General features: G+C 37.8%; 18 protein-coding genes. 17 read left to right on the top strand and 1 reads right to left on the bottom strand.

The window, feature by feature from the left end; translation table 11 throughout:
* Nucleotides 1-56 precede the first annotated feature (56 nt).
* The 11 genes from GSB9_02279 to GSB9_02290 all read left to right on the top strand — a co-directional run bounded on the left by GSB9_02279 (nt 57) and on the right by GSB9_02290 (nt 11,361).
* A complete protein-coding gene (locus GSB9_02279) occupies nt 57-1,094 on the top strand; it encodes a VWA domain-containing protein (GenBank protein ID UKM65708.1) in 1,038 nt (345 codons plus the stop codon).
* 76 nt (nt 1,095-1,170) lie between these two features.
* Nucleotides 1,171-2,034 carry a tetratricopeptide repeat protein gene (locus tag GSB9_02280; protein ID UKM65709.1) on the top strand — a complete coding sequence of 288 codons (864 nt, stop codon included), beginning with the start codon at nt 1,171-1,173 and terminating at the stop codon, nt 2,032-2,034.
* Nucleotides 2,035-2,050: 16 nt separating this feature from the next.
* A complete protein-coding gene (locus GSB9_02281) occupies nt 2,051-3,820 on the top strand; it encodes a BatD family protein (GenBank protein UKM65710.1) in 1,770 nt (589 codons plus the stop codon).
* A gap of 1 nt (nt 3,821) precedes the next feature.
* Nucleotides 3,822-4,580: a tetratricopeptide repeat protein gene (locus GSB9_02282; protein ID UKM65711.1), complete on the top strand. Its 759-nt coding sequence runs from the start codon at nt 3,822-3,824 to the stop codon at nt 4,578-4,580.
* A 48-nt stretch (nt 4,581-4,628) separates the two neighbouring features.
* On the top strand, nt 4,629-4,931 hold the full coding sequence (locus GSB9_02283; protein UKM65712.1) for a hypothetical protein: 303 nt from the start codon (nt 4,629-4,631) through the stop codon (nt 4,929-4,931).
* Nucleotides 4,932-5,023: 92 nt separating this feature from the next.
* Nucleotides 5,024-6,616 (top strand): SulP family inorganic anion transporter, encoded by a 1,593-nt coding sequence (locus GSB9_02285; GenBank protein ID UKM65714.1) that lies wholly within the window; start codon nt 5,024-5,026, stop codon nt 6,614-6,616.
* Between the two features lie 5 nt (nt 6,617-6,621).
* Nucleotides 6,622-7,425, top strand: coding sequence for a universal stress protein (locus GSB9_02286; protein ID UKM65715.1), 804 nt, complete (start codon nt 6,622-6,624; stop codon nt 7,423-7,425).
* 22 nt (nt 7,426-7,447) lie between these two features.
* Nucleotides 7,448-8,077, top strand: coding sequence for a carbonic anhydrase family protein (locus GSB9_02287; protein ID UKM65716.1), 630 nt, complete (start codon nt 7,448-7,450; stop codon nt 8,075-8,077).
* 23 nt (nt 8,078-8,100) lie between these two features.
* Nucleotides 8,101-8,769, top strand: coding sequence for a DUF2490 domain-containing protein (locus GSB9_02288; protein UKM65717.2), 669 nt, complete (start codon nt 8,101-8,103; stop codon nt 8,767-8,769).
* A gap of 93 nt (nt 8,770-8,862) precedes the next feature.
* Nucleotides 8,863-10,725 carry a SulP family inorganic anion transporter gene (locus GSB9_02289; GenBank protein ID UKM65718.1) on the top strand — a complete coding sequence of 621 codons (1,863 nt, stop codon included), beginning with the start codon at nt 8,863-8,865 and terminating at the stop codon, nt 10,723-10,725.
* Between the two features lie 9 nt (nt 10,726-10,734).
* On the top strand, nt 10,735-11,361 hold the full coding sequence (locus tag GSB9_02290) for a carbonic anhydrase (protein ID UKM65719.1): 627 nt from the start codon (nt 10,735-10,737) through the stop codon (nt 11,359-11,361).
* Nucleotides 11,362-11,373: 12 nt separating this feature from the next.
* Here the strand turns inward: GSB9_02290 and GSB9_02291 are convergent, their stop codons facing one another.
* Nucleotides 11,374-11,892, bottom strand: a complete 519-nt coding sequence (locus GSB9_02291; protein UKM65720.1) for a CvpA family protein — start codon at nt 11,890-11,892, stop codon at nt 11,374-11,376.
* A 67-nt stretch (nt 11,893-11,959) separates the two neighbouring features.
* On the opposite strand from GSB9_02291, the gene GSB9_02292 reads away from it, so the two are divergent.
* The 6 genes from GSB9_02292 to GSB9_02297 all read left to right on the top strand — a co-directional run bounded on the left by GSB9_02292 (nt 11,960) and on the right by GSB9_02297 (nt 19,743).
* Nucleotides 11,960-12,316 carry a hypothetical protein gene (locus GSB9_02292; GenBank protein UKM65721.1) on the top strand — a complete coding sequence of 119 codons (357 nt, stop codon included), beginning with the start codon at nt 11,960-11,962 and terminating at the stop codon, nt 12,314-12,316.
* Nucleotides 12,317-12,404: 88 nt separating this feature from the next.
* Nucleotides 12,405-13,424: a phenylalanine--tRNA ligase subunit alpha gene (pheS, locus tag GSB9_02293; GenBank protein UKM65722.1), complete on the top strand. Its 1,020-nt coding sequence runs from the start codon at nt 12,405-12,407 to the stop codon at nt 13,422-13,424.
* Between the two features lie 132 nt (nt 13,425-13,556).
* Nucleotides 13,557-14,045, top strand: a complete 489-nt coding sequence (locus GSB9_02294; GenBank protein UKM65723.1) for a transcriptional regulator — start codon at nt 13,557-13,559, stop codon at nt 14,043-14,045.
* Nucleotides 14,046-14,056: 11 nt separating this feature from the next.
* Nucleotides 14,057-15,181, top strand: coding sequence for an efflux RND transporter periplasmic adaptor subunit (locus GSB9_02295; protein UKM65724.1), 1,125 nt, complete (start codon nt 14,057-14,059; stop codon nt 15,179-15,181).
* A gap of 21 nt (nt 15,182-15,202) precedes the next feature.
* A complete protein-coding gene (locus tag GSB9_02296; GenBank protein UKM65725.1) occupies nt 15,203-18,340 on the top strand; it encodes an efflux RND transporter permease subunit in 3,138 nt (1,045 codons plus the stop codon).
* A 2-nt stretch (nt 18,341-18,342) separates the two neighbouring features.
* Entirely contained in the window at nt 18,343-19,743 is a 1,401-nt protein-coding gene (locus GSB9_02297) for an efflux transporter outer membrane subunit (protein UKM65726.1), read from the top strand.
* Nucleotides 19,744-19,765 lie beyond the last annotated feature (22 nt).

Here is a 19,765-nt window from a genome sequence, read left to right on the forward strand (position 1 = left end):
AGTAGTATTCGTGGTAAAAGATTAAATAAATCCACGGAAAACAAATAAACGAATACATGTATCAATTAGACGAAAAAATATGGTTTTGGACATTGGCAATTATCCCGGTAATTGTACTGCTCTTTTTGGTGCTTCAACTCTGGAAATACCGAGCACAACGCAAGTTTGCCGATAAAATCTTGCTTAAAAAATTGAGCCCAAATACCTCGCTTTTTAAAAGCATTTTAAAAGTAATTCTACTCTGCTTAGCTTTTGCATGTTTAGCTATAGCCTTAGTGAACCCCAAAATAGGGACAAAATTGGAAACCGTTAAACGGGAAGGTGTTGATATTGTGTTTGCTATAGACGTATCAAAAAGTATGCTTGCCGAAGACATAGCGCCCAACCGCTTGGAAAAATCGAAACAACTGGTAACGCAAATCATCAATAATTTAGCGAGCGACCGTATTGGCATTATCGCCTATGCTGGCAAGGCTTTTCCGCAGCTGCCCATAACCACCGATTATGCTTCAGCAAAAATGTTTCTGCAAAGCATGAATACCGATATGTTGTCATCGCAAGGTACGGCCATTAACGAAGCCATTAATCTAGCTAAAACCTATTTTGACGACGAAGAGCAAACCAACCGCGTACTCATCATTATTTCAGATGGAGAAGACCACAGCGAACAAGCAGCAGCCGTTGCCGAAGAGGCCAGTGAAGAGGGTATTCGTATTTTTACAATTGGTGTGGGCGATGTAAAGGGAGGGCCTATCCCTATTAAGCGAGATGGGGTTGTTTTAAACTATAAAAAGGATAATGAAGGTGAGACGGTTATTACCAAACTGAACGAAGAAACCTTAAAAAATATAGCCGAAGAGGCCAATGGAGCTTATATAAATGGAAGAAACACCAATAACGTCGTTGATAATATAAGGGATATTTTAAATGCTATGGACAAAACCGAGTTTGAAGCCAAGCAATTTGCCGATTTTAAAGATCAGTTTCAATGGTTTTTAGGTTTCGGAATTTTCTTTTTATTACTCGATGTTTTCCTTTTGGAACGCAAAACGGCCTGGCTTAAAAAATTGAACCTGTTCAATGAAAATTTATAAACAAGTACAAAAAAGATATTTTTTATAAAATCTTTAACGAACAAAACACGCAATATTTTCTAATTTAGAAATAAAAATGAAACAATTACTGGCCATTTTATTAATGTTTACAACGTTTTTGTCTTTTTCGCAAGAAGAAGACAAAGCGCAGTTGCTGGCCTTAAAAAAAGCGAATAATTTTGTTTACGAAGGCAATAATTTTCTGGAAGAAGACAATGCTATTTCAGCAGAAATGGAGTACCGAAAAGCTATTTCAGAACAGCCAAATTCGGTTGTTGGTAGTTATAACTTAGGTACATCGTACATAAAAAATGGAAATCTTGATGAAGCTGTTTATCGATTAGAGGCAGCTGCAAAAGTGGCCACATCAAAAAAAGAAAAGCACAAAGCATACCATAATATTGGTAACGTATTAATGCAGGGTAAAAAATGTAAAGAAGCTGTAGAGGCTTATAAGAACGCCCTTAGAAATGATCCAACCGATAATGAGACCCGTTATAACCTAGCGTTGGCTAAAGATTGTGCTAAGCAGCAACAAGACCAAAATCAGGATCAGGATAAAAATCAAGAGGACAAAGACAACAACGACGAAAAACAAGACGAGAATAAACAAAATCAAGATAACAAGGACGACAAGAATAAAGAAGGCGATAATAACGAAGATAAAAAAGACGAAGGGGATCAAGATAAACAGGATGAAAACAAAGGCGAAGAAGAAAAAGAAAACCAAGATAAACCCCAAGACAAAAATAAAGACCAAGGTGAAAATGGTGACGAAAAAAAAGAACAGCCTCAACCTAAGCCTCAACCTGGACAGTTATCGCCACAACAAATTAAAAATTTGCTAGAGGCCATGAATAATCAAGAGCAAAAAGTACAAGAAAAAATGAACGCCGAAAAGCAAAAAGGTGTTATCATCCAATCTGATAAAGATTGGTAATCGTTTTCGTTAATTTATGAAAATCACAAAATACATATTCATATTATTTTTATTGGCTACAAGCTTAGCTACTGCTCAAGTACAGTTTAACGCGAAAGTGAGCAAAAATAAATTAGGTGTTAACGAGCGCCTGCGTATCGATTTTGAAATGAACCAAGACGGCGATAACTTTAATCCACCAGATTTTACAAATTTTACGGTGGTTGGTGGGCCAAATCAATCTGTTAGTAATTCTTGGATTAATGGTAAGCGTACTTTCAAAAAAACATACAGTTACTTTTTAGCACCCCAAAAGCGAGGAAACTTTACTATTTCGCAGGCCACAATTGTTATTGATGGTACCATTTATAAAACAACACCAATTAAGGTTGAAGTTACTGCTGCGGTAGATATCCCAAAAGACCCGAATGATCCCCAATATTTAGCTTCAGAGAATATTCACCTTGTGGCTGAGGTTTCTAAAACTAATCCGTATCTAAACGAAGCTATTACCGTAGTTTACAAATTGTATGTTTCGCCAAAAATAGCTGTAGACAATTGGAATGAAGTAGACACACCCAGATACAACGATTTTTGGAGCCAGAATATCGATACCCAAGGCCAAAAGGTGCAAAACGGAAAATATAATGGCGAAGACTACAGGTTTTTAGTGCTTCGGAAAACCGTGTTATATCCTCAGAAAACAGGAAAATTAAATATAGAGCCTCTAACACTCGATATCGCTTTACGGGTGCCAACAAACCGTCGCGATATTTTTGGTAGTGTTTATATGACACGAACTAATAGAACCGTTTCGGCAGGAAATAAAACGATTAATGTAAAGCCATTGCCCGAATCAGGAAAACCTGTTGATTTCACCGGTGCGGTTGGCGACTTTAATTTGGGCGTTACGGCTTCAAAAACCGAATTGGATGCTACCGAATCGCTTCAAGTGAAGGTTGAGGTGAATGGAAACGGTAATTTAAAGTTGTTTAAGCTCCCTAAAATATCGTTGCCGAGCTCACTTGAAGTCTACGAGCCTGAACATAAAGAAAATGTTCGTACAAACCTTTCAGGAATGCAAGGTAGCATTACCGACAGTTATACGGTTGTACCACAATATAAAGGTAAGTATCCCATACCAAGTATTTCGTTTTCTTACTTCGACTTAAAAACAGAAAGTTACAAACGTTTAACATCCGATGAAATTGTAATAAATGTTTTAAGCGGACCAGCAAACAACGAATCTAACGCCAATGTTACAGCAGCAGGCAACAACAAGCAGGCTGTGGTACTTAATAGCGACCAATTTGCGTTCATTAAAACCAAAACAGATTTTCAACCCATTGAACGTAACTATTTCTTTAAGACCAATTTGTTTTGGAGTTTGCTGCTTCTGCCCTTTTTGGCTATTCCGTTGGCCATCGTGGTACGAAAGAAAAAAGCTAGCAGAGCCGCCGATGTGTACGGTAACAAAATTAGAAAAGCCGATAAATTAGCTAGAAAGTATCTAAGCAGTGCTAAAAAATCGTTAGGAGATAAAGAAGGGTTTTACATTGCATTAGAGAAAGCCTTACACAACTACTTAAAAGCAAAGTTGCACATTGAGACGAGTGATTTCAGTAAAGATAAAATTGAAACTTTGCTAAAACAGAAGCAAGTTGAGCCTGCTGTGGTGAACGATTTTATAGGAATTATAGAAAACTGTGAATTGGCCCGATATACACCAATAGACAATGTTACTATGCAAGAGGATTACGATAGGGCTGCCAAAACCATTTCTTTAATTGATAAACAGGCACGTTAAAATGAAGCATTTAATTTACTTTTTTTTGTTTTTCTTTGGAACCATGGTTTTTTCACAAAACCAAGACTTGTTCAATAAGGCAAATACATTGTATAATGAAGGTAAGTATGCTGAAGCCATAGATAATTACAAGGCTATTTTAGATAGCGGAACACACTCTGCCGGGTTATATTATAATTTGGCCAATGCGCACTACAGGCTCAATAATATAGCACCAAGTATTTATTATTACGAAAAAGCACTGCAACTTGCACCCAACGATGTTGATATTAAAAACAACTTGGCATTTGCCAAAAATATGACGATTGATGCCATAGAAACAGTGCCACAAGGAGGTTTGGCAAAATTATTAAACAAGGTTACTAATAGCCTGTCTTTTGATGGTTGGGCCAAAACGGCCGTGGCTTTGGTTTTTTGTTTCGTGATGTTGTTTTTAATATACTATTTTGCCTATTCTACTATTAGAAAGCGCTTGACTTTTATAGGGAGTTTTGTGTGTTTGGCTTTTGTTTTTGTAACCTTAGCTTTTGCATTCCATAAATATAATTTAGATAAAAATGATAACCCCGCTATTGTTTTTGCTCAAGAAAGCAAGGTGAAGAACACCCCTAATGCTAGGGGAGAGGAAGCTTTTAGGCTTCACGAAGGCACAAAGGTGCAAGTGGAAGAAACCTACAATAATTGGAAAAAAATAAAGCTGGCCGACGGTAAAACAGGCTGGGTAAACGAAAAGGACATTAAAATGTTAAATTACTTTTAGTAAAAATTAACATTTAGAATTGTATATTTGTTTTTTCAGTAAAAAATTATGTTAAAACATATCGTTTCAATATTCTTTACAAGTGTGTTCGTGCTATTCTTAATGGCACCAACAGCTGTTGCTTTTTTGGACGATTCTGTTGATGTTTCTGTCTTCTTTACCACTTCAGAAGAAGAAGAAAAAGGCGGTAAAAAAAATACCGAAAAAGAACTGTTGTATTACGAGATGGATGCAACAGAACTTGAATTTGCTTTTGGTGATAATGAGCATAACTTGGAATATTACCAAAAAAAATATCCTAATCCGCACTTAAAACTAACATCTCCACCTCCCAAGGTAAACATATTGTAAAATTCTGCCCAAAGGCTTAATAAGATAGCCTTAATCAAAATGAATTGTTTATACGCTAGGTTTAAACAGACCATGCAAAAATTTATTATAATATGTTTAAAACTATTAAAAAAGACTTACCTGCGAGTATAGTCGTATTTTTCGTTGCCCTACCATTATGTTTAGGAATTGCTCTTGCCAGTGGCGCTCCTTTGTTTTCGGGTTTAATAGCTGGTATTATTGGAGGAATTGTTGTTGGAGCCTTAAGTGGGTCTAAAGTTGGTGTTAGTGGACCGGCCGCTGGATTGGCAGCCATTGTTTTAACGGCCATTGGGTCGTTAGGGGGCTATCAAAATTTTTTGGTCGCTGTTGTATTGGGTGGTGCCATTCAGTTGCTTTTTGGAGTGCTTAAAGCTGGTATTATAGGCTATTACTTTCCTTCTTCTGTAATTAAAGGAATGCTTACCGGTATTGGTATCATCATTATTTTAAAGCAAATACCTCATTTTTTTGGCTATGATGCAGAGCCAGAAGGTGCCGATAGCTTTTTTGAAACCTCTGGAGAAAACACCTTTTCTGCAATTTTGAATATGGTAGATAATATTACTTTGGGGTCACTTTTAATTGGAGCGATAGGTTTGGCCATTTTAATTTTATGGGATAGGGTGTTAACCAAAAAAGCAAAGATTTTTCAGCTCATTCAAGGGCCTTTGGTAGCTGTTGTTTTGGGTATTATATTTTATTCAATTACAAAATCCCACGATACTTTAGCCATTTCATCATCACACTTGGTTAGCGTGCCTGTACCAGATGATACAGCTTCGTTTTTAGCGCAGTTTAGTTTTCCCAATTTTGCTGTTATCACCAATCCAGATGTTTGGATAGTAGCATTTACAATTGCATTGGTTGCGAGTTTAGAAACATTATTATGTGTTGAAGCAACAGACAAACTAGATCCTCATAAAAATGTTACACCAACAAACCGAGAACTGTTGGCTCAAGGAACAGGTAATATTATCTCAGGAATGATTGGAGGCTTGCCAATAACACAGGTAATTGTTAGAAGTTCTGCCAATATCCAATCGGGTGGCGAATCTAAGATGTCGGCAATTATTCATGGTTTTTTCTTATTGATATCAGTGATTTTAATTCCGACCTTACTAAATATGATTCCATTATCGGTATTAGCCGCTATTTTATTGGTAGTAGGGTATAAATTAGCGAAACCATCACTGTTTAAAACCATGTATAAATTAGGGTGGAAACAATGGGTGCCCTTTATTGTAACGATTTTGGGTATCGTTTTTATAGACTTGTTGTACGGTATTGGTCTTGGGCTTTTGGTTGGCATCGTAGTAATCCTTTTAAAGAGTTACCAAAATTCCCATTTCCTTCATATTGAAGACAAAAGTAACGGTAAGCATAAAATTAAAATGACCCTTGCAGAAGAGGTGACATTCTTTAACAAAGGTGCTATTTTAAAGGAGTTGGATAGCTTGCCTAAAGACACTTATCTGGAGCTTAACCTTTTAAAAACAAGGTATTTGGACAATGATATTATAGAGATTCTTGAAGATTTTCTATTTAAGGCCAAAGAGCGAAATATTGATATCAAATTGGTGTCGAAAAGAGGTATTGAAGAAAACCCCGAAAGTTTTATCAAGTTCTTTAACGAAAGGCCAAAATCGAGTTTAAGTTTAAGCTAAGCATCATGGAAAAGCAGTATAGTATTGTGGTACTTTCAGATTTGAAAGATGCAACAGAAAACATTCTTAAAAGCAGTATTAGCTTGGCTAAAACCTTTGGGGCCGATATAAAGTTTTTCCATGTTAAAAAAGCGACAGATGTGGTAGATCGTGATAGTCAACTGTCTACATTCAGAACCATCAATGAGCAGCATAGCTTAACCAAGAAGAGTATAGATAATTTAATACAGTCTGTATCAAAAGCCTATAATATCGCGATCGATTACAGCTATGCCTTCGGAAATGTGAAAAACGAAATAAAGGATTATCTTACCAAACAAAATCCGGATATTGTTGTTCTTGGAAAGCGAAAAACAAAGTTTGGTATACCTGTAGATAGCACAATAAATTTTGTTTTAAAAAATTTTAAAGGCCGTGTAATGGTAGTTGGTGACCAAAATACATTAGAGCCTGGAGAATTATATTCTCTGGGGTTTTTAAATAATGGTGATATAGGCAACATGGACGCCTTTGTAAGCCAATTGGCCGAGCACTCGCAAAAACCGTTTAAAGCCTTTAGATTTACAGACCAAACCAACCAAGGAGAAAACGATGAATCCATTTTAGATAATAATGCTGTAGAATTTATTTTTGAGCGTAATAGCAATACAATAAGTAATTTGTCTAAATACGTATTGAAAAGTAAAATTAACTTACTCTATTTAGATAGGAGAAATAATAACAGAGCAGGTTTAAAGAGTTCAGATATAAAAGATATTATGGGAAAGGTTGACGTTTCAGTGCTCTTATCTGAAGAACCAAACCTTTAAAAAACACTTAAAATAAAATATTATGAAAGCACACACCAAAGAAACACAGGCGACAATGACGCCACAGAAATCTATACAGTTTTTAAAGGAAGGGAACGTAAGATTTCAAAACAATTTAAAGGCCAACAGGAATTTGTTGGAACAAGTTAATGATACCAGCGATGGGCAATTCCCGTTTGCAACCATTTTGAGCTGTATAGATTCCAGGGTATCGGCCGAGTTGGTTTTCGATCAAGGTCTTGGCGATATTTTTAGTGTTAGGATAGCCGGTAACTTTGTAAACGAAGATATATTAGGGAGTATGGAATTTGCCTGTAAGCTGGCAGGAACCAAGGTTATTGTAGTTTTAGGACATACCAGCTGTGGTGCTGTAAAAGGTGCTTGCGACGATGCTAAACTAGGTAACTTAACGGCCATGCTAGGAAAAATAAAGCCAGCCGTTAGTGCTGTAACCGAACCAGCCGATGCAAGTCAAAGAAATTCATCAAATATTGATTTTGTTAATAACGTCGCAGAGAAAAACGTTCACTTAACTATAGACAACATTAGAAAGCAAAGCCCAGTTTTAAAAGACATGGAAGATGCTAAAGAAATCGCTATCGTAGGTGCTATGTACGATGTAAACACAGGAGCGGTTACTTTTTTCGAGTAAAATGTTTTATGGGGAAAAATAGTATGAAAAAGAAAATAAATTTGGCGGCATTAGTCTTAGGGTTAATGCTGCCTTTTTTTAGTCAGGCCCAAGATAGTACTTTAGGGAATTGGATGATTTATTTTGGAAATAAAAAACTCAACCAAAAATGGAACATCCATCATGAAGTCCAGTATAGAAACTACAATGCGGTTGGCGATTTGGAGCAACTGCTGTTAAGAACAGGTTTGGGTTATACTTTTAATGAAGGTAAAAGCAATGTTTTGCTCGGATACGGCTATATTTTATCTGAAAATTATTTGGGAAATACAAACGATAAAGTTTCGGTAAATGAGCATAGAATATTTCAGCAATTCATTTCAAAACAAAGCATAGGAAGTGTTAAACTTAATCACCGATACCGATTCGAACAGCGTTTCGTGGAAGAGGATTTTAAATTGCGTTTTCGTTATTTCTTAGGGGTCAACATTCCATTTTGTAAGCAGATAGAAGAGCCGAGGAAATTTTATTTCTCTGCGTATAACGAGATTTTCTTAAACACGGAAACTTCAATTTTTGACCGAAACAGGGTTTATGGCGGTATTGGCTTTAGAGTGAATTCTAATCTCAGGTTAGAGGCTGGTTACATGAACCAGTTTTTCGAAACGTCGGGCAGAGACCAGCTTAATCTCATAGCTTTTGTAAACTTCTAAGGAAATTACAAGCGCTTTTTATACTGGTTTTCGTCTAAGTTTTTTTTGAGAATATTTTCACTTTAATTTAGTAAATATTTATATATTCAAGATATGAAAAATCTATTCTCAAATATAAAAGGCGATGCCTTTGGGGGAATTACCGCAGGAATCGTTGCACTACCATTGGCACTTGCTTTTGGTGTGTCTTCTGGTTTAGGGCCAACTGCCGGGCTTTATGGTGCCATCTTCATTAGTTTTTTTGCGGCACTTTTTGGCGGCACCAACACTCAAATTTCAGGTCCAACTGCCCCTATGACAGCCGTAAGTATGGTGGTTATTGCAGGAATAATTGCAGCCAACGACGGCGATGTTTCAAAGGCCCTTCCCGTAATTTTAACGGTATTTTTATTAGCCGGATTGATTCAAATCGGATTAGGGATTATGGGCTTGGGTAAATACATTAGGTATATCCCTTATCCAGTGGTATCTGGTTTCATGACGGCCATAGGAGTTATCATTTTACTTACACAAATATTGCCATCTCTCGGTTACTATCCAAAGGAAGATATGGCCTTTGTAAATACGTTTAAGCCCCAAGCCGAAGAAGTTATTTTAGAGAATATCTTAAAAGAAGAAGCCGAAGAGGGCATATTGGTTTTAGAAGATTTTAAAGAAACCATTAAACGGGCAGAACAAACTACAGAAGCCGATATTTTAAAAGAATCGCAAACCTTGGCAGCTAAAGAGACCTCGGGGGCTTTAGGTGCTATAAAAGCATTTCCAAGGGCTGTACAAAATATCAATTGGCTAGAGTTGATGCTGGCTTTGGGAACCATTTTTATTATATATGGTTTTAAAAGAATCACAAAAGCTGTTCCAAGTACCTTAGTAGCCTTGCTGGTCATGTCTGGTGTAGCGGTGGGTTTTGGTCTAGAATATAGGCCCATTGAAGAAATACCCAGCGGATTGCCGATGCCTAATTTAGAAATCTTCACTAATTTCAAATTGAGCAGTGTAACCCCTTATGTGTTTACAGCTCTTACTTTGGCGCTTTTGGGCGCAATAGACTCTCTGCTCACGAGTGTGGTTGCCGATAACATGACCAAAACAAAGCACAAACCCAATAAAGAATTGGTGGGGCAAGGTATTGGTAACAGCATTGCAGCAGTTTTTGGTGGACTTCCTGGAGCAGGTGCCACAATTAGAACAGTGGTAAATATTACATCGGGAGGAAAAACGAAACTTTCAGGTATGATTGCCGGCGTTTTGTTGTTTGTTATTTTGTTGGGACTCGGCCCAGTGGCATCAAAAATACCAGCTGCTGTACTGGCAGGTATTTTAATAACGGTTGGTATTGGAGTAATGGACTATAAAGGGTTAAAAGCCATACCCAGCTTGCCAAAAGACATTAAAATGGGGCCTTTAAAATTAAGCTCCGAGGTACTCATAATGCTTGTGGTGCTATTTCTGTCAACATTTTGGAACTTAGTTTATGCCGTTGGTATTGGACTGATAATTGCTTCATTAATGTTTATGAAAAAAATTGGCGATTTAATGGCCGAGCGCAGTGATGTTAAACCCTTAAAAGAGGAAACTTGGAAAGACGAATTAGGTTTCCCCAAAAGCTTAAAGGAAGAAGTGTTTATTAAACACATAAAAGGCCCGTTGTTTTTTGGTTCAACTAGCGACTTCCAACAGTTGTCAGAGCAAATACCAGATACTGCCAGTACCGTTATAATTCGGCTTGGGCGTATGCAGTATATGGATCAATCGGGCTTGTATGCCATGGAAGACATACTACAAGAGTTAAATAAGAAAAACATTGAAGTGCTTTTTGTAGGCTTATTAAGGCAGCCAAAGTACATGATGGAACGCATTGATATCATCCCCGATTTAATTCCTAGGGAACATATATTTGAAAGCTTTAAGGAATGTATGAATTGGGTAAAAAGAAATGTGAAAGATGAATTTTAACGATACAAGATGGACTTAAAAAAAGTATTTGATAACAACGGGGCTTGGATAAAAAGTAAGCTGAAAACCGAGAACGATTACTTTGAAGAACTTGGTAAAGGTCAAAATCCTGAATTGCTCTACATTGGATGTAGTGATAGCCGTGTAACGGCCGAAGAGCTTATGGGAGCAAAGCCCGGTGAGGTTTTTGTGCATCGTAATATAGCCAATATGGTAATCAGTATAGATTTGAATGTTATGTCTGTGGTTAATTATGCTGTAAACCACCTTAAGGTTAACCATATTATCGTGTGTGGCCATTATGCCTGTGGTGGTGTACAAGCGGCTATGCAATCGGCCGATCTGGGGATTTTAAATCCGTGGCTACGTAATATTCGCGATGTTTATAGAATACATAGGGCTGAGCTCAATAAAATTGAATGTGAAGAAAAAAAATACGATAGGCTAGTTGAGTTAAATGTACAGGAGCAGTGTGTCAACCTTATAAAAACCGCAGCCGTACAAAAGGCTTATCGCGATAGAGGATTAAAAGTACACGGTTGGGTTTTTGATGTACATACAGGAAAACTTATCGATTTAAAAATTGATTTTGAGAAGTACCTAAGCGATATAATGGAAATTTATCATTTAGATTAATGGCCATTAGAGTTAGGCTTCCTTTTCAACTAATGTACCGTCTTCGTGTTTTTGCTGTAAAATGTTTGGAAAAATAAGTGGCACCAACGATTTTACAGGTTTATAGAGTACGGTTTCATCGATATTTTCTTTTTCGACAAAAGTGATGCTGTTATTTAGTTTGTCGAAAATATTTAACACTACACTTAAAATCAAAGCAATTTTCAAGGCACCAAAAACACCACCAAGTACGCGGTTGATAATGCCTAATGCGGCAAAATCGGCCAATTTGGTCAGTGCTTTTCCAGCAAGAGCAATAGCTAAAACAATAATTAAAAAAGTGATTGCCAAAGCCGAATATTTAATGGTGTTTTCGCTCCATTCGGTTTTCGATTGTAAAAATTCAGCAGCAAAATCACTAAAATGAATGGCACCATATACACCGGCAACGAGAGCGATTATAGAGGCGACTTCAACAAAAAGTCCTTTCATAAAACCCCGAACTAAACCAAATAAAATTAAAGCGCCTAAAACAATATCAATTATGTCCATAGTTATATAATTTCAACAAATATAAATTAACTTTGCAACTTTAACCTTTATACCGTTAAACATTAATATGGCAAGAGACGAGCAATTAAAAGAGCGTTGGGATTTGGTAGTAGAAAAGCTATCAGCACAATTTGCAGACGGCGACACCCTAGAGCTCGATGCCATAATTTATCTTATCGGTGTTCAGGAATTAGGCCAACTGCACAGAAGTTTTAAAAAAGACCAAAAACTAGATCTAATGCATGTTGCCATATGCAAATTATTGGCGCCCTATGGGTTTTATGAACTTGACTATGTAGATGACGACGGTTGGCCACACTACAAAGTATTGGAAGCCCTACCACATTTAAAATCGGGGGAACAAAGTGTATTGATGAAAGAAGCCATTGTGAATTATTTTGTGGAAACGGAGTATATCACCTGATTTTTGACCGCCATTGGCAATAATTCCGCGCTAATCTCAAATGCAAATAGTATAAAATCCTTAAATTTGCCATCCTTTTTAAGATGTTATGATAGATAAGATTAAAGAACTCATTGACGAAGCCGAAGCATTCAAAGCCCAATCTAAAGAGGAAGTGGAAGCTTTCCGTATTAAATATTTAGGTTCAAAAGGCTTGTTAAAGCAATATTTTGCAGAATTTAAAAATGTGGCCAACGACCAAAAAAAAGAGTTTGGCCAAACAATTAATAAGCTTAAAAAAACGGCCGAAGATAAAGTCAATACCCTAAAGGAAGAACTCGAAAGTAAAGAAGAGGTTAAGGGTGTTTATGGCGATTTATCGCGTCCTGGTGAGTCTATCCAAATAGGTGCCCGTCACCCTATTTCAATCGTTAAAAATCAAATTATCGATATCTTTTCTAGAATTGGTTTTAACGTAAGTGAAGGCCCTGAAATTGAAGATGATTGGCATAACTTTACGGCACTAAATCTTCCTGAATACCACCCAGCACGCGACATGCAGGATACGTTTTTTATTCAAACCAATCCTGATATTTTATTGCGTACGCACACCAGTTCGGTGCAGGTGCGTTATATGGAAAACAACAAACCGCCCATCCGTACTATTTCACCAGGAAGGGTTTACAGGAATGAAGCCATTTCAGCGCGTTCTCACTGTTTTTTCCATCAGGTAGAAGGACTGTATATTGATAAAGATGTGAGCTTTGCTGATTTAAAACAAACACTCCAGCATTTTACCACCGAAATGTTCGGAAAGAGTAAAATACGTTTACGTCCTTCATATTTCCCATTTACAGAGCCTAGTGCCGAGGTTGATGTGTATTGGGGCTTAGAAACCGAAATTGATTATCGCATCACCAAAGGTACCGGCTGGTTGGAAATTATGGGCTGTGGTATGGTAGATCCTAATGTTTTGGAAAATTGTGGAATAGATTCTAAAGAATATTCTGGGTTTGCCTTCGGTATGGGAATCGATAGAATTGCTATGCTATTGCATCAAATTGGAGATATCCGATTGCTTAGTGAAAACGATACTAGATTTTTAGAGCAGTTTAAAAGTGCTTTGTAGAAAATAAATAAAACAAACTTAGTTTAAAGCCGATGGAAACATCGGCTTTTTTTATTTAACAATTTTTTAACTTCGATTAGTTCGGTTTGTTCCGAACCAAAATATATTTTTGCACCGTAAAATTAATAGAAGATGAATCAAGCAGAAAAAAGAAAGTGCGAACTTGTTGAAAAACTGGGGATTTTCTTGGAGAAAAAAGAACAAATGGCACCTGTTGCCGCTCGAATTTTTTCTTACATCATCCTAACAGGAAAACAAGGGACTACCTTTGAGGATTTGGTGTCTAACCTTTGCGCCAGTAAAAGCACTATTTCAACGCACTTAAATCATTTACAGGATTTAAAAAAACTGAGCTATTTTACTAAAACAGGCGATAGAAAAAAGTATTTCATCATCAATAGCGATACGATGCTTCAGGGTATTAGTGGCATGGTAGAAGAGTGGGAAAGTGAAAAAGAACTTCATTTAGAAATAAAATCATTCAAAGAAGAAGCAAATAAAACCTTAGAAGAAGAAAATAAATTTGAACTCGATTTTCATGATAGTTTCATTGATTTCTTGGATGGGGCTATTACATCAATAAACAAATTGAAAGAAACTATAATAAATAATAAACACTAACCAATTTTAAAATGAAACTATCAAACTTATATAGTTCTGCGGTACTTGTTTTGCTTGCTGTAATATTTACAAGTTGTAAACAAGATAAACAGACACAACAACAGCAACAGGCATTGCCCTTAGCGGTATCGGCTGTTCCGCAGAAAACAGTATCGGCTTATACCACTTACCCAACTACTATTGAAGGCACGATAAACAGTGAAGTTCGTTCCAAAGTTTCGGGTTACATTCAAAAAGTACTGGTAGATGAAGGTGAGAAAGTGCGAAAAGGCCAGCCTTTATTCAAACTCGAAACACAATCGCTAAGTCAAGATGCAGAAGCGGCAAAAGCACGTGTTAATGTGGCTCAGGTTGAGGTCAATAAACTTAAACCCTTGGTTGAAAAAAATATTATCAGCGAAGTACAGTTAGAGACAGCCAAAGCCAATTTAGCACAGGCTAAAAGTACATACAAAAGTGTGGTTGCAAATATTGGTTATGCTACTGTAACGAGTCCGGTAGATGGTTTTGTTGGTGCTATTCCATACCGCGAAGGCTCGTTGGTGAGTGCTACAAGTGTAAAACCGTTAACTACTGTTGCAAGTATTGAGCGGGTGTTTGCTTATTTCTCGATGAACGAAACCGAATATTTAGATTTCCTTCAACAAACAGGAGGTAAAACACTACAGGAAAAAATTGAAAACTTCCCAAAGGTAGCATTGACTTTGGCCAACGGACAGCCCTATGAACAAAAAGGAACTATTAAAACCGTTACCGGACAAATTGATCCAAACACAGGAACGGTGAGTTTCAGAGCGGTTTTTGATAACCCCAATATGTTATTGACCAATGGGAATAGCGGAACGGTAAAAATTCCGAAAACCTACGAAAATGCATTGGTGGTGCCGCAATCGGCCACTTATGAGCAGCAAGGCCAAACCTATGTTTATACCGTTGGCGAGGGAAACAAAGCAACATCAACCTTAATATCCGTAAAAGATAAAAATGATGTGCTTTATATCTTAGATTCTGGTGTAAAAGCTGGCGATTTAATAGTAGTAAAGGGTATTGGAAAGTTAAGAAATGGAACACTAATTCAACCACAAAAAGTGGCCTTCGATAGTGTTGCTAAGCCTATAAAGTCGCTATTTCAATAATATTTTTAGAGCAATAAAACTATGTTAAAAACATTTATAGAAAGACCGGTACTATCTACCGTTATTTCCATTATTATAGTCATTTTGGGTATTTTGGGGTATTCAGCGTTGCCTGTTGAGCAGTACCCAGATATTGCGCCGCCAACCATTCAAGTAAATGCCGCTTATCCTGGGGCGAGTGCCGAAACCATTTTAGAAAGTGTTATCATTCCTATTGAGGAGCAGATTAACGGTGTTGAGGGAATGACCTATATGACGTCTTCTGCAGCCAATAACGGCACGGCAAACATTACCGTATTTTTTAATCAAGAAATGGATCCGGATATTGCTGCGGTGAACGTACAAAATCGCGTGGCTCGTGCCAATCCATTGTTGCCTCAAGAGGTAGTCCAAACAGGAGTTACTACGCAAAAGCAGCAAACGTCGGCGTTGATGTTCTTATCGGTGTATTCTGAAAGTGAAGATTATGATGCTACATTTGTTCAGAACTATTTAAAAATCAACGTGATTCCTGCTCTTCAAAGGGTTAATGGCGTGGGTAATGTTAATGTGTTTTCCAACCAAGATTATGCGATGCGTATTTGGTTAAAACCTGAAAAATTAGCGGCTTATAAATTGGTGCCTTCAGAGGTGACAGCAGCATTAAGAGAGCAAAGTTTAGAGGCCTCTGCGGGTTCTTTGGGACAAAACGACGGACAAGCTTTTTCGTATAACATAAAATATAGCGGACGTTTTAAAACCGAAAAACAATACGAGGATATCATTATAAAAGCCTTGGATAACGGAGAATATTTGCGTTTAAAAGATGTGGCTAAAATTGAATTGGATGCCCAAGGTTACGATTCGTATGGGTTTACAGAAGGTCACCCCAGTGTAAATATGGGTATCTACCAAACGGCAGGTTCCAATGCACAGGAAATTATAAAGAATATTAAATCGGAATTAAACCGTTTATCGCAAGATTTTCCAGAGGGCATTGAATACGAAATCAATTACGATACCAACAATTTCCTTACGGCGTCAATGAACAAAGTGCGAAACACATTAGTAGAAGCCTTCTTGTTGGTGTTTTTAGTGGTTTTCATTTTCCTTCAAGATTTCCGATCCACTTTAATTCCGGCCATTGCGGTTCCGGTAGCCATTGTGGGTACCTTTTTCTTCTTGAATTTATTTGGGTATTCGGTTAACCTATTAACGCTTTTTGCCCTAGTATTGGCCATTGGTATTGTAGTTGATGATGCTATTGTAGTGGTAGAAGCGGTGCATGCCAAAATCGACGAAGGTGCTAAAAGTGCTAAAACTGCTACTATGGATGCCATGCACGAAATTTCGGGAGCTATTATCTCGATTACCTTGGTAATGGCAGCCGTTTTTATTCCTGTTACGTTTGTTCAAGGGCCAACGGGAGTATTTTACGAGCAATTTGGTGTAACACTAATTGTTGCCATTTTAATTTCGGCGGTTAACGCCTTAACTTTGAGTCCGGCACTTTGTGCATTGTTTTTAAAAGGTCATGATGAGCACGAACACAGTAATAAAAATTTCTTGCAGAAATTTTACGATAAATTCAACGCTGGTTTTAATGCTACGACAGAGCGTTACGGAAAATCATTAGCCTTTCTGTACAAAAACAAATGGATAACCGGTGTTTTATTGGTGCTTTCCGGTGTTGGTATTTGGTGGGCAGCTAGTACTACGCCAACAGGATTTGTGCCTAACGAGGATCGTGGAATCATTTTTATGAACGTGGAATTACCCGCTGGTGCTTCTATGGACAGAACCAATTTGGTAACCCAAGAATTATATGAAAAAGCAAGTCAAATTCCAGGGGTTAGAGGTGTAACCGTTATTAATGGTAGAAGTTTGATTAGTGGAGCGGGAACCAATTACGGATTAGGTTTTGTGAAGCTGGATGACTGGAGTGAAAGGGAAACCGATGATTTGTCATCAAATGCGATTGTCGGCAAACTTTTTGGTATTGCGGCTACAATCCCCGATGCCAATATTATTTTCTTCGCGCCGCCAAGTATTCCAGGGTTTGGACTTTCAGGAGGTTTTGAGGTGAATTTGATGGATAAATCTGGCGGAAGCTTTGAAGATTTAGATGCCACCACCCAACAGTTTATTGGCAATTTGATGAAACATCCTGAAATTCAGTATGGGCAGTCGTCATTCAACACTAAATACCCACAGTACGAGTTAGACATTGATGTGCCGTTAGCCAAGAAATACGGGGTTTCGGTGAGCAGTATTTTTTCAACCTTACAGGGTTACATTGGTGGCGTTTATGCTGCAGATTTTGCGCGCTTCGGAAAACAGTATCGTGTTTACGTTCAAGCGCAACCAGAAGATAGAAGTGATGCCAATTCATTAAACCAATTATACATAAAAACAGGTAGCGGCGACATGGCACCAATCACACAGTTTGTAGATTTAAAACGTGTTTATGGTCCCCAATCGGTTACGCGCTTCAACTTGTATAATTCAGCAAAAATAAGTGGTGCATCCAACCCAGGGTTTAGTACGGGAGATGCTATTGCCATTGTTCAGGAAGAAATTAAAAACCTACCCAGCAACTACGATGTGGCCTATTCGGGGCTATCGCGAGAAGAGGTTAACGCCGGAAACCAAACGGTTGTAATTTTCTTATTGGTAATTGTATTTGTGTATTTCTTGTTGGCAGCGCAATACGAGAGTTATTTGTTGCCCTTGGCCGTGATATTTTCATTGCCGTTAGGCGTGTTTGGTGCATTCTTTTCTACCAAAATAATGGGCTTAGAGAATAATATATATTTCCAAATCGCTCTAATTATGTTGGTGGGACTATTGGCTAAAAATGCCATTCTTATTGTGGAATTTGCCATTCAAAGACGACGACGTGGAGAAGGACTGGTTGATGCTGCTATCCACGGTGCCAAGGCACGTTTACGACCTATTTTAATGACCTCTTTCGCCTTTATTTTAGGGTTAATGCCCTTGGTTTTGGCTAAAGGTGTTGGTGCCGAAGGAAATAATTCCATTGGTACGGGAGCTGCCGGAGGCATGTTGATTGGAACCCTTCTAGGGGTGTTCGTCATTCCTATACTGTTTATTCTTTTCCAATGGTTACAGGAAAAAGTAACGAGTAAACCCGTTGTTGTTGAAACTAAAGACGCTTAATTATGAATTCAATTATAAATAAAACATTAATAGTTGTGGTAATGGCTACCACTTTGCAAAGCTGTTTTGTGGCCAAGGAATATACTCGTCCCGAATTAAAAGAAACAGCACATTTATATCGTACCGATAATTTGCCACAGGATAGTTTGTCATTGGCCGATGTGTCGTGGAAAGATCTGTTTACCGATAATTATTTGAAGCAATACATAGCGGAAGGCCTTCAAAATAATATCGATATCCGTGTGGCATTACAGCAAATGGCTGCGGCCGAATCGTATATGAAACAAGGAAAGGCAGGCTACTTGCCAAGTCTGGGCGCAAATGCCCAAATGACACATCAAGAGTTGTCTAAAAACAGTCAGTTTGGGGCGTTTTTCAGCGGAAGCTTACAACAATACGAGCTTACAGGAAACCTGTCTTGGGAAGCCGATATTTGGGGTAAAATACGAAGTAACAAACGCGCCGGCGAAGCCAGTTATTTACAGAGTGTAGCCGCACATCAAGCAGTGAAAACACAATTGGTTTCAGCTATTGCTTCAACTTATTATCAGTTGGTGGCTTTAGATGCGCAATTGGAAATCACTAAAAAAACCATTGCGACTAGAGATAGTAGTGTTTATACTATAAAAGAATTGAAAAATGCAGGTCAGGTTACGCAGGTGGCGGTCGATCAAAATATAGCGCAGTTTTACAATGCCAAAGCCTTAAAGGTGGAATTAGAAGCTGCTATTTTTAAAACCGAAAATACCATGAGTTTGCTATTGGGTAGGCCTGCTGTTGTAATAGAGCGAAGCACTTTGGGTGACCAAAATATGGGAGCCGACATAAAAACGGGTGTTCCTGCAACCTTATTACGTAACCGTCCTGATATTATAGCTGCCGAATATGTATTAATCAGTGCCTTTGAAATGACCAACGTAGCACGAAGTCAATTTTATCCGTCGTTAACCTTAACGGCTACTGGCGGTTTTCAGAGTTTGGAATTTGATAAATTGTTTAATGCCAATTCATTGTTTGCAAATTTAGTAGGTGGTTTGGCACAGCCTATTTTTAACAAACGTGCTGTAAAAACGCAACACGAAGTAGCTATAGCACAACAAGAACAGGCGCTTTTAAATTTTAAGAAAACCTTGTTAACGGCTGGTAATGAGGTGAGCAATGCCTTGTTCGATTATAATGCCGAAACCGAAAAGTTTGAGTACCGTGAAAAAGAAGTTGAAGCCTTGCGAAATGCAGAGGCTAATTCAGAAGAGTTGCTTAAAAACGGATATGCCAACTACTTAGATTTGTTAACGGCCAGACAAAGCGCATTAAGCGCCGAGTTGAATATGATTGACAATAAGCTAAATCAACTGTTAAGTGTCGTGAATTTATATGAAGCTCTTGGCGGTGGTTGGAAATAAAATTCAAGTATAAAAAGCATAA

It is taken from the genome of Flavobacteriaceae bacterium GSB9 (assembly GCA_022749295.1).
Lineage (GTDB): Bacteria > Bacteroidota > Bacteroidia > Flavobacteriales > Flavobacteriaceae > Flavisericum.

What these genes read in the sequence shown, in the direction of transcription:
- GSB9_02297 (UKM65726.1), top strand. Translation starts at nt 18,343, where the DNA reads ATGAATTCAATTATAAATAAAACATTAATAGTTGTGGTAATGGCTACC.
- GSB9_02283 (UKM65712.1), top strand. Translation starts at nt 4,629, where the DNA reads ATGTTAAAACATATCGTTTCAATATTCTTTACAAGTGTGTTCGTGCTA.
- GSB9_02291 (UKM65720.1), bottom strand. Translation starts at nt 11,892, where the DNA reads ATGGACATAATTGATATTGTTTTAGGCGCTTTAATTTTATTTGGTTTA.
- GSB9_02288 (UKM65717.2), top strand. Translation starts at nt 8,101, where the DNA reads ATGAAAAAGAAAATAAATTTGGCGGCATTAGTCTTAGGGTTAATGCTG.
- GSB9_02289 (UKM65718.1), top strand. Translation starts at nt 8,863, where the DNA reads ATGAAAAATCTATTCTCAAATATAAAAGGCGATGCCTTTGGGGGAATT.
- GSB9_02286 (UKM65715.1), top strand. Translation starts at nt 6,622, where the DNA reads ATGGAAAAGCAGTATAGTATTGTGGTACTTTCAGATTTGAAAGATGCA.
- GSB9_02296 (UKM65725.1), top strand. Translation starts at nt 15,203, where the DNA reads ATGTTAAAAACATTTATAGAAAGACCGGTACTATCTACCGTTATTTCC.
- pheS (UKM65722.1), top strand. Translation starts at nt 12,405, where the DNA reads ATGATAGATAAGATTAAAGAACTCATTGACGAAGCCGAAGCATTCAAA.
- GSB9_02285 (UKM65714.1), top strand. Translation starts at nt 5,024, where the DNA reads ATGTTTAAAACTATTAAAAAAGACTTACCTGCGAGTATAGTCGTATTT.
- GSB9_02280 (UKM65709.1), top strand. Translation starts at nt 1,171, where the DNA reads ATGAAACAATTACTGGCCATTTTATTAATGTTTACAACGTTTTTGTCT.
- GSB9_02292 (UKM65721.1), top strand. Translation starts at nt 11,960, where the DNA reads ATGGCAAGAGACGAGCAATTAAAAGAGCGTTGGGATTTGGTAGTAGAA.
- GSB9_02279 (UKM65708.1), top strand. Translation starts at nt 57, where the DNA reads ATGTATCAATTAGACGAAAAAATATGGTTTTGGACATTGGCAATTATC.
- GSB9_02294 (UKM65723.1), top strand. Translation starts at nt 13,557, where the DNA reads ATGAATCAAGCAGAAAAAAGAAAGTGCGAACTTGTTGAAAAACTGGGG.
- GSB9_02295 (UKM65724.1), top strand. Translation starts at nt 14,057, where the DNA reads ATGAAACTATCAAACTTATATAGTTCTGCGGTACTTGTTTTGCTTGCT.
- GSB9_02287 (UKM65716.1), top strand. Translation starts at nt 7,448, where the DNA reads ATGAAAGCACACACCAAAGAAACACAGGCGACAATGACGCCACAGAAA.
- GSB9_02282 (UKM65711.1), top strand. Translation starts at nt 3,822, where the DNA reads ATGAAGCATTTAATTTACTTTTTTTTGTTTTTCTTTGGAACCATGGTT.
- GSB9_02290 (UKM65719.1), top strand. Translation starts at nt 10,735, where the DNA reads ATGGACTTAAAAAAAGTATTTGATAACAACGGGGCTTGGATAAAAAGT.
- GSB9_02281 (UKM65710.1), top strand. Translation starts at nt 2,051, where the DNA reads ATGAAAATCACAAAATACATATTCATATTATTTTTATTGGCTACAAGC.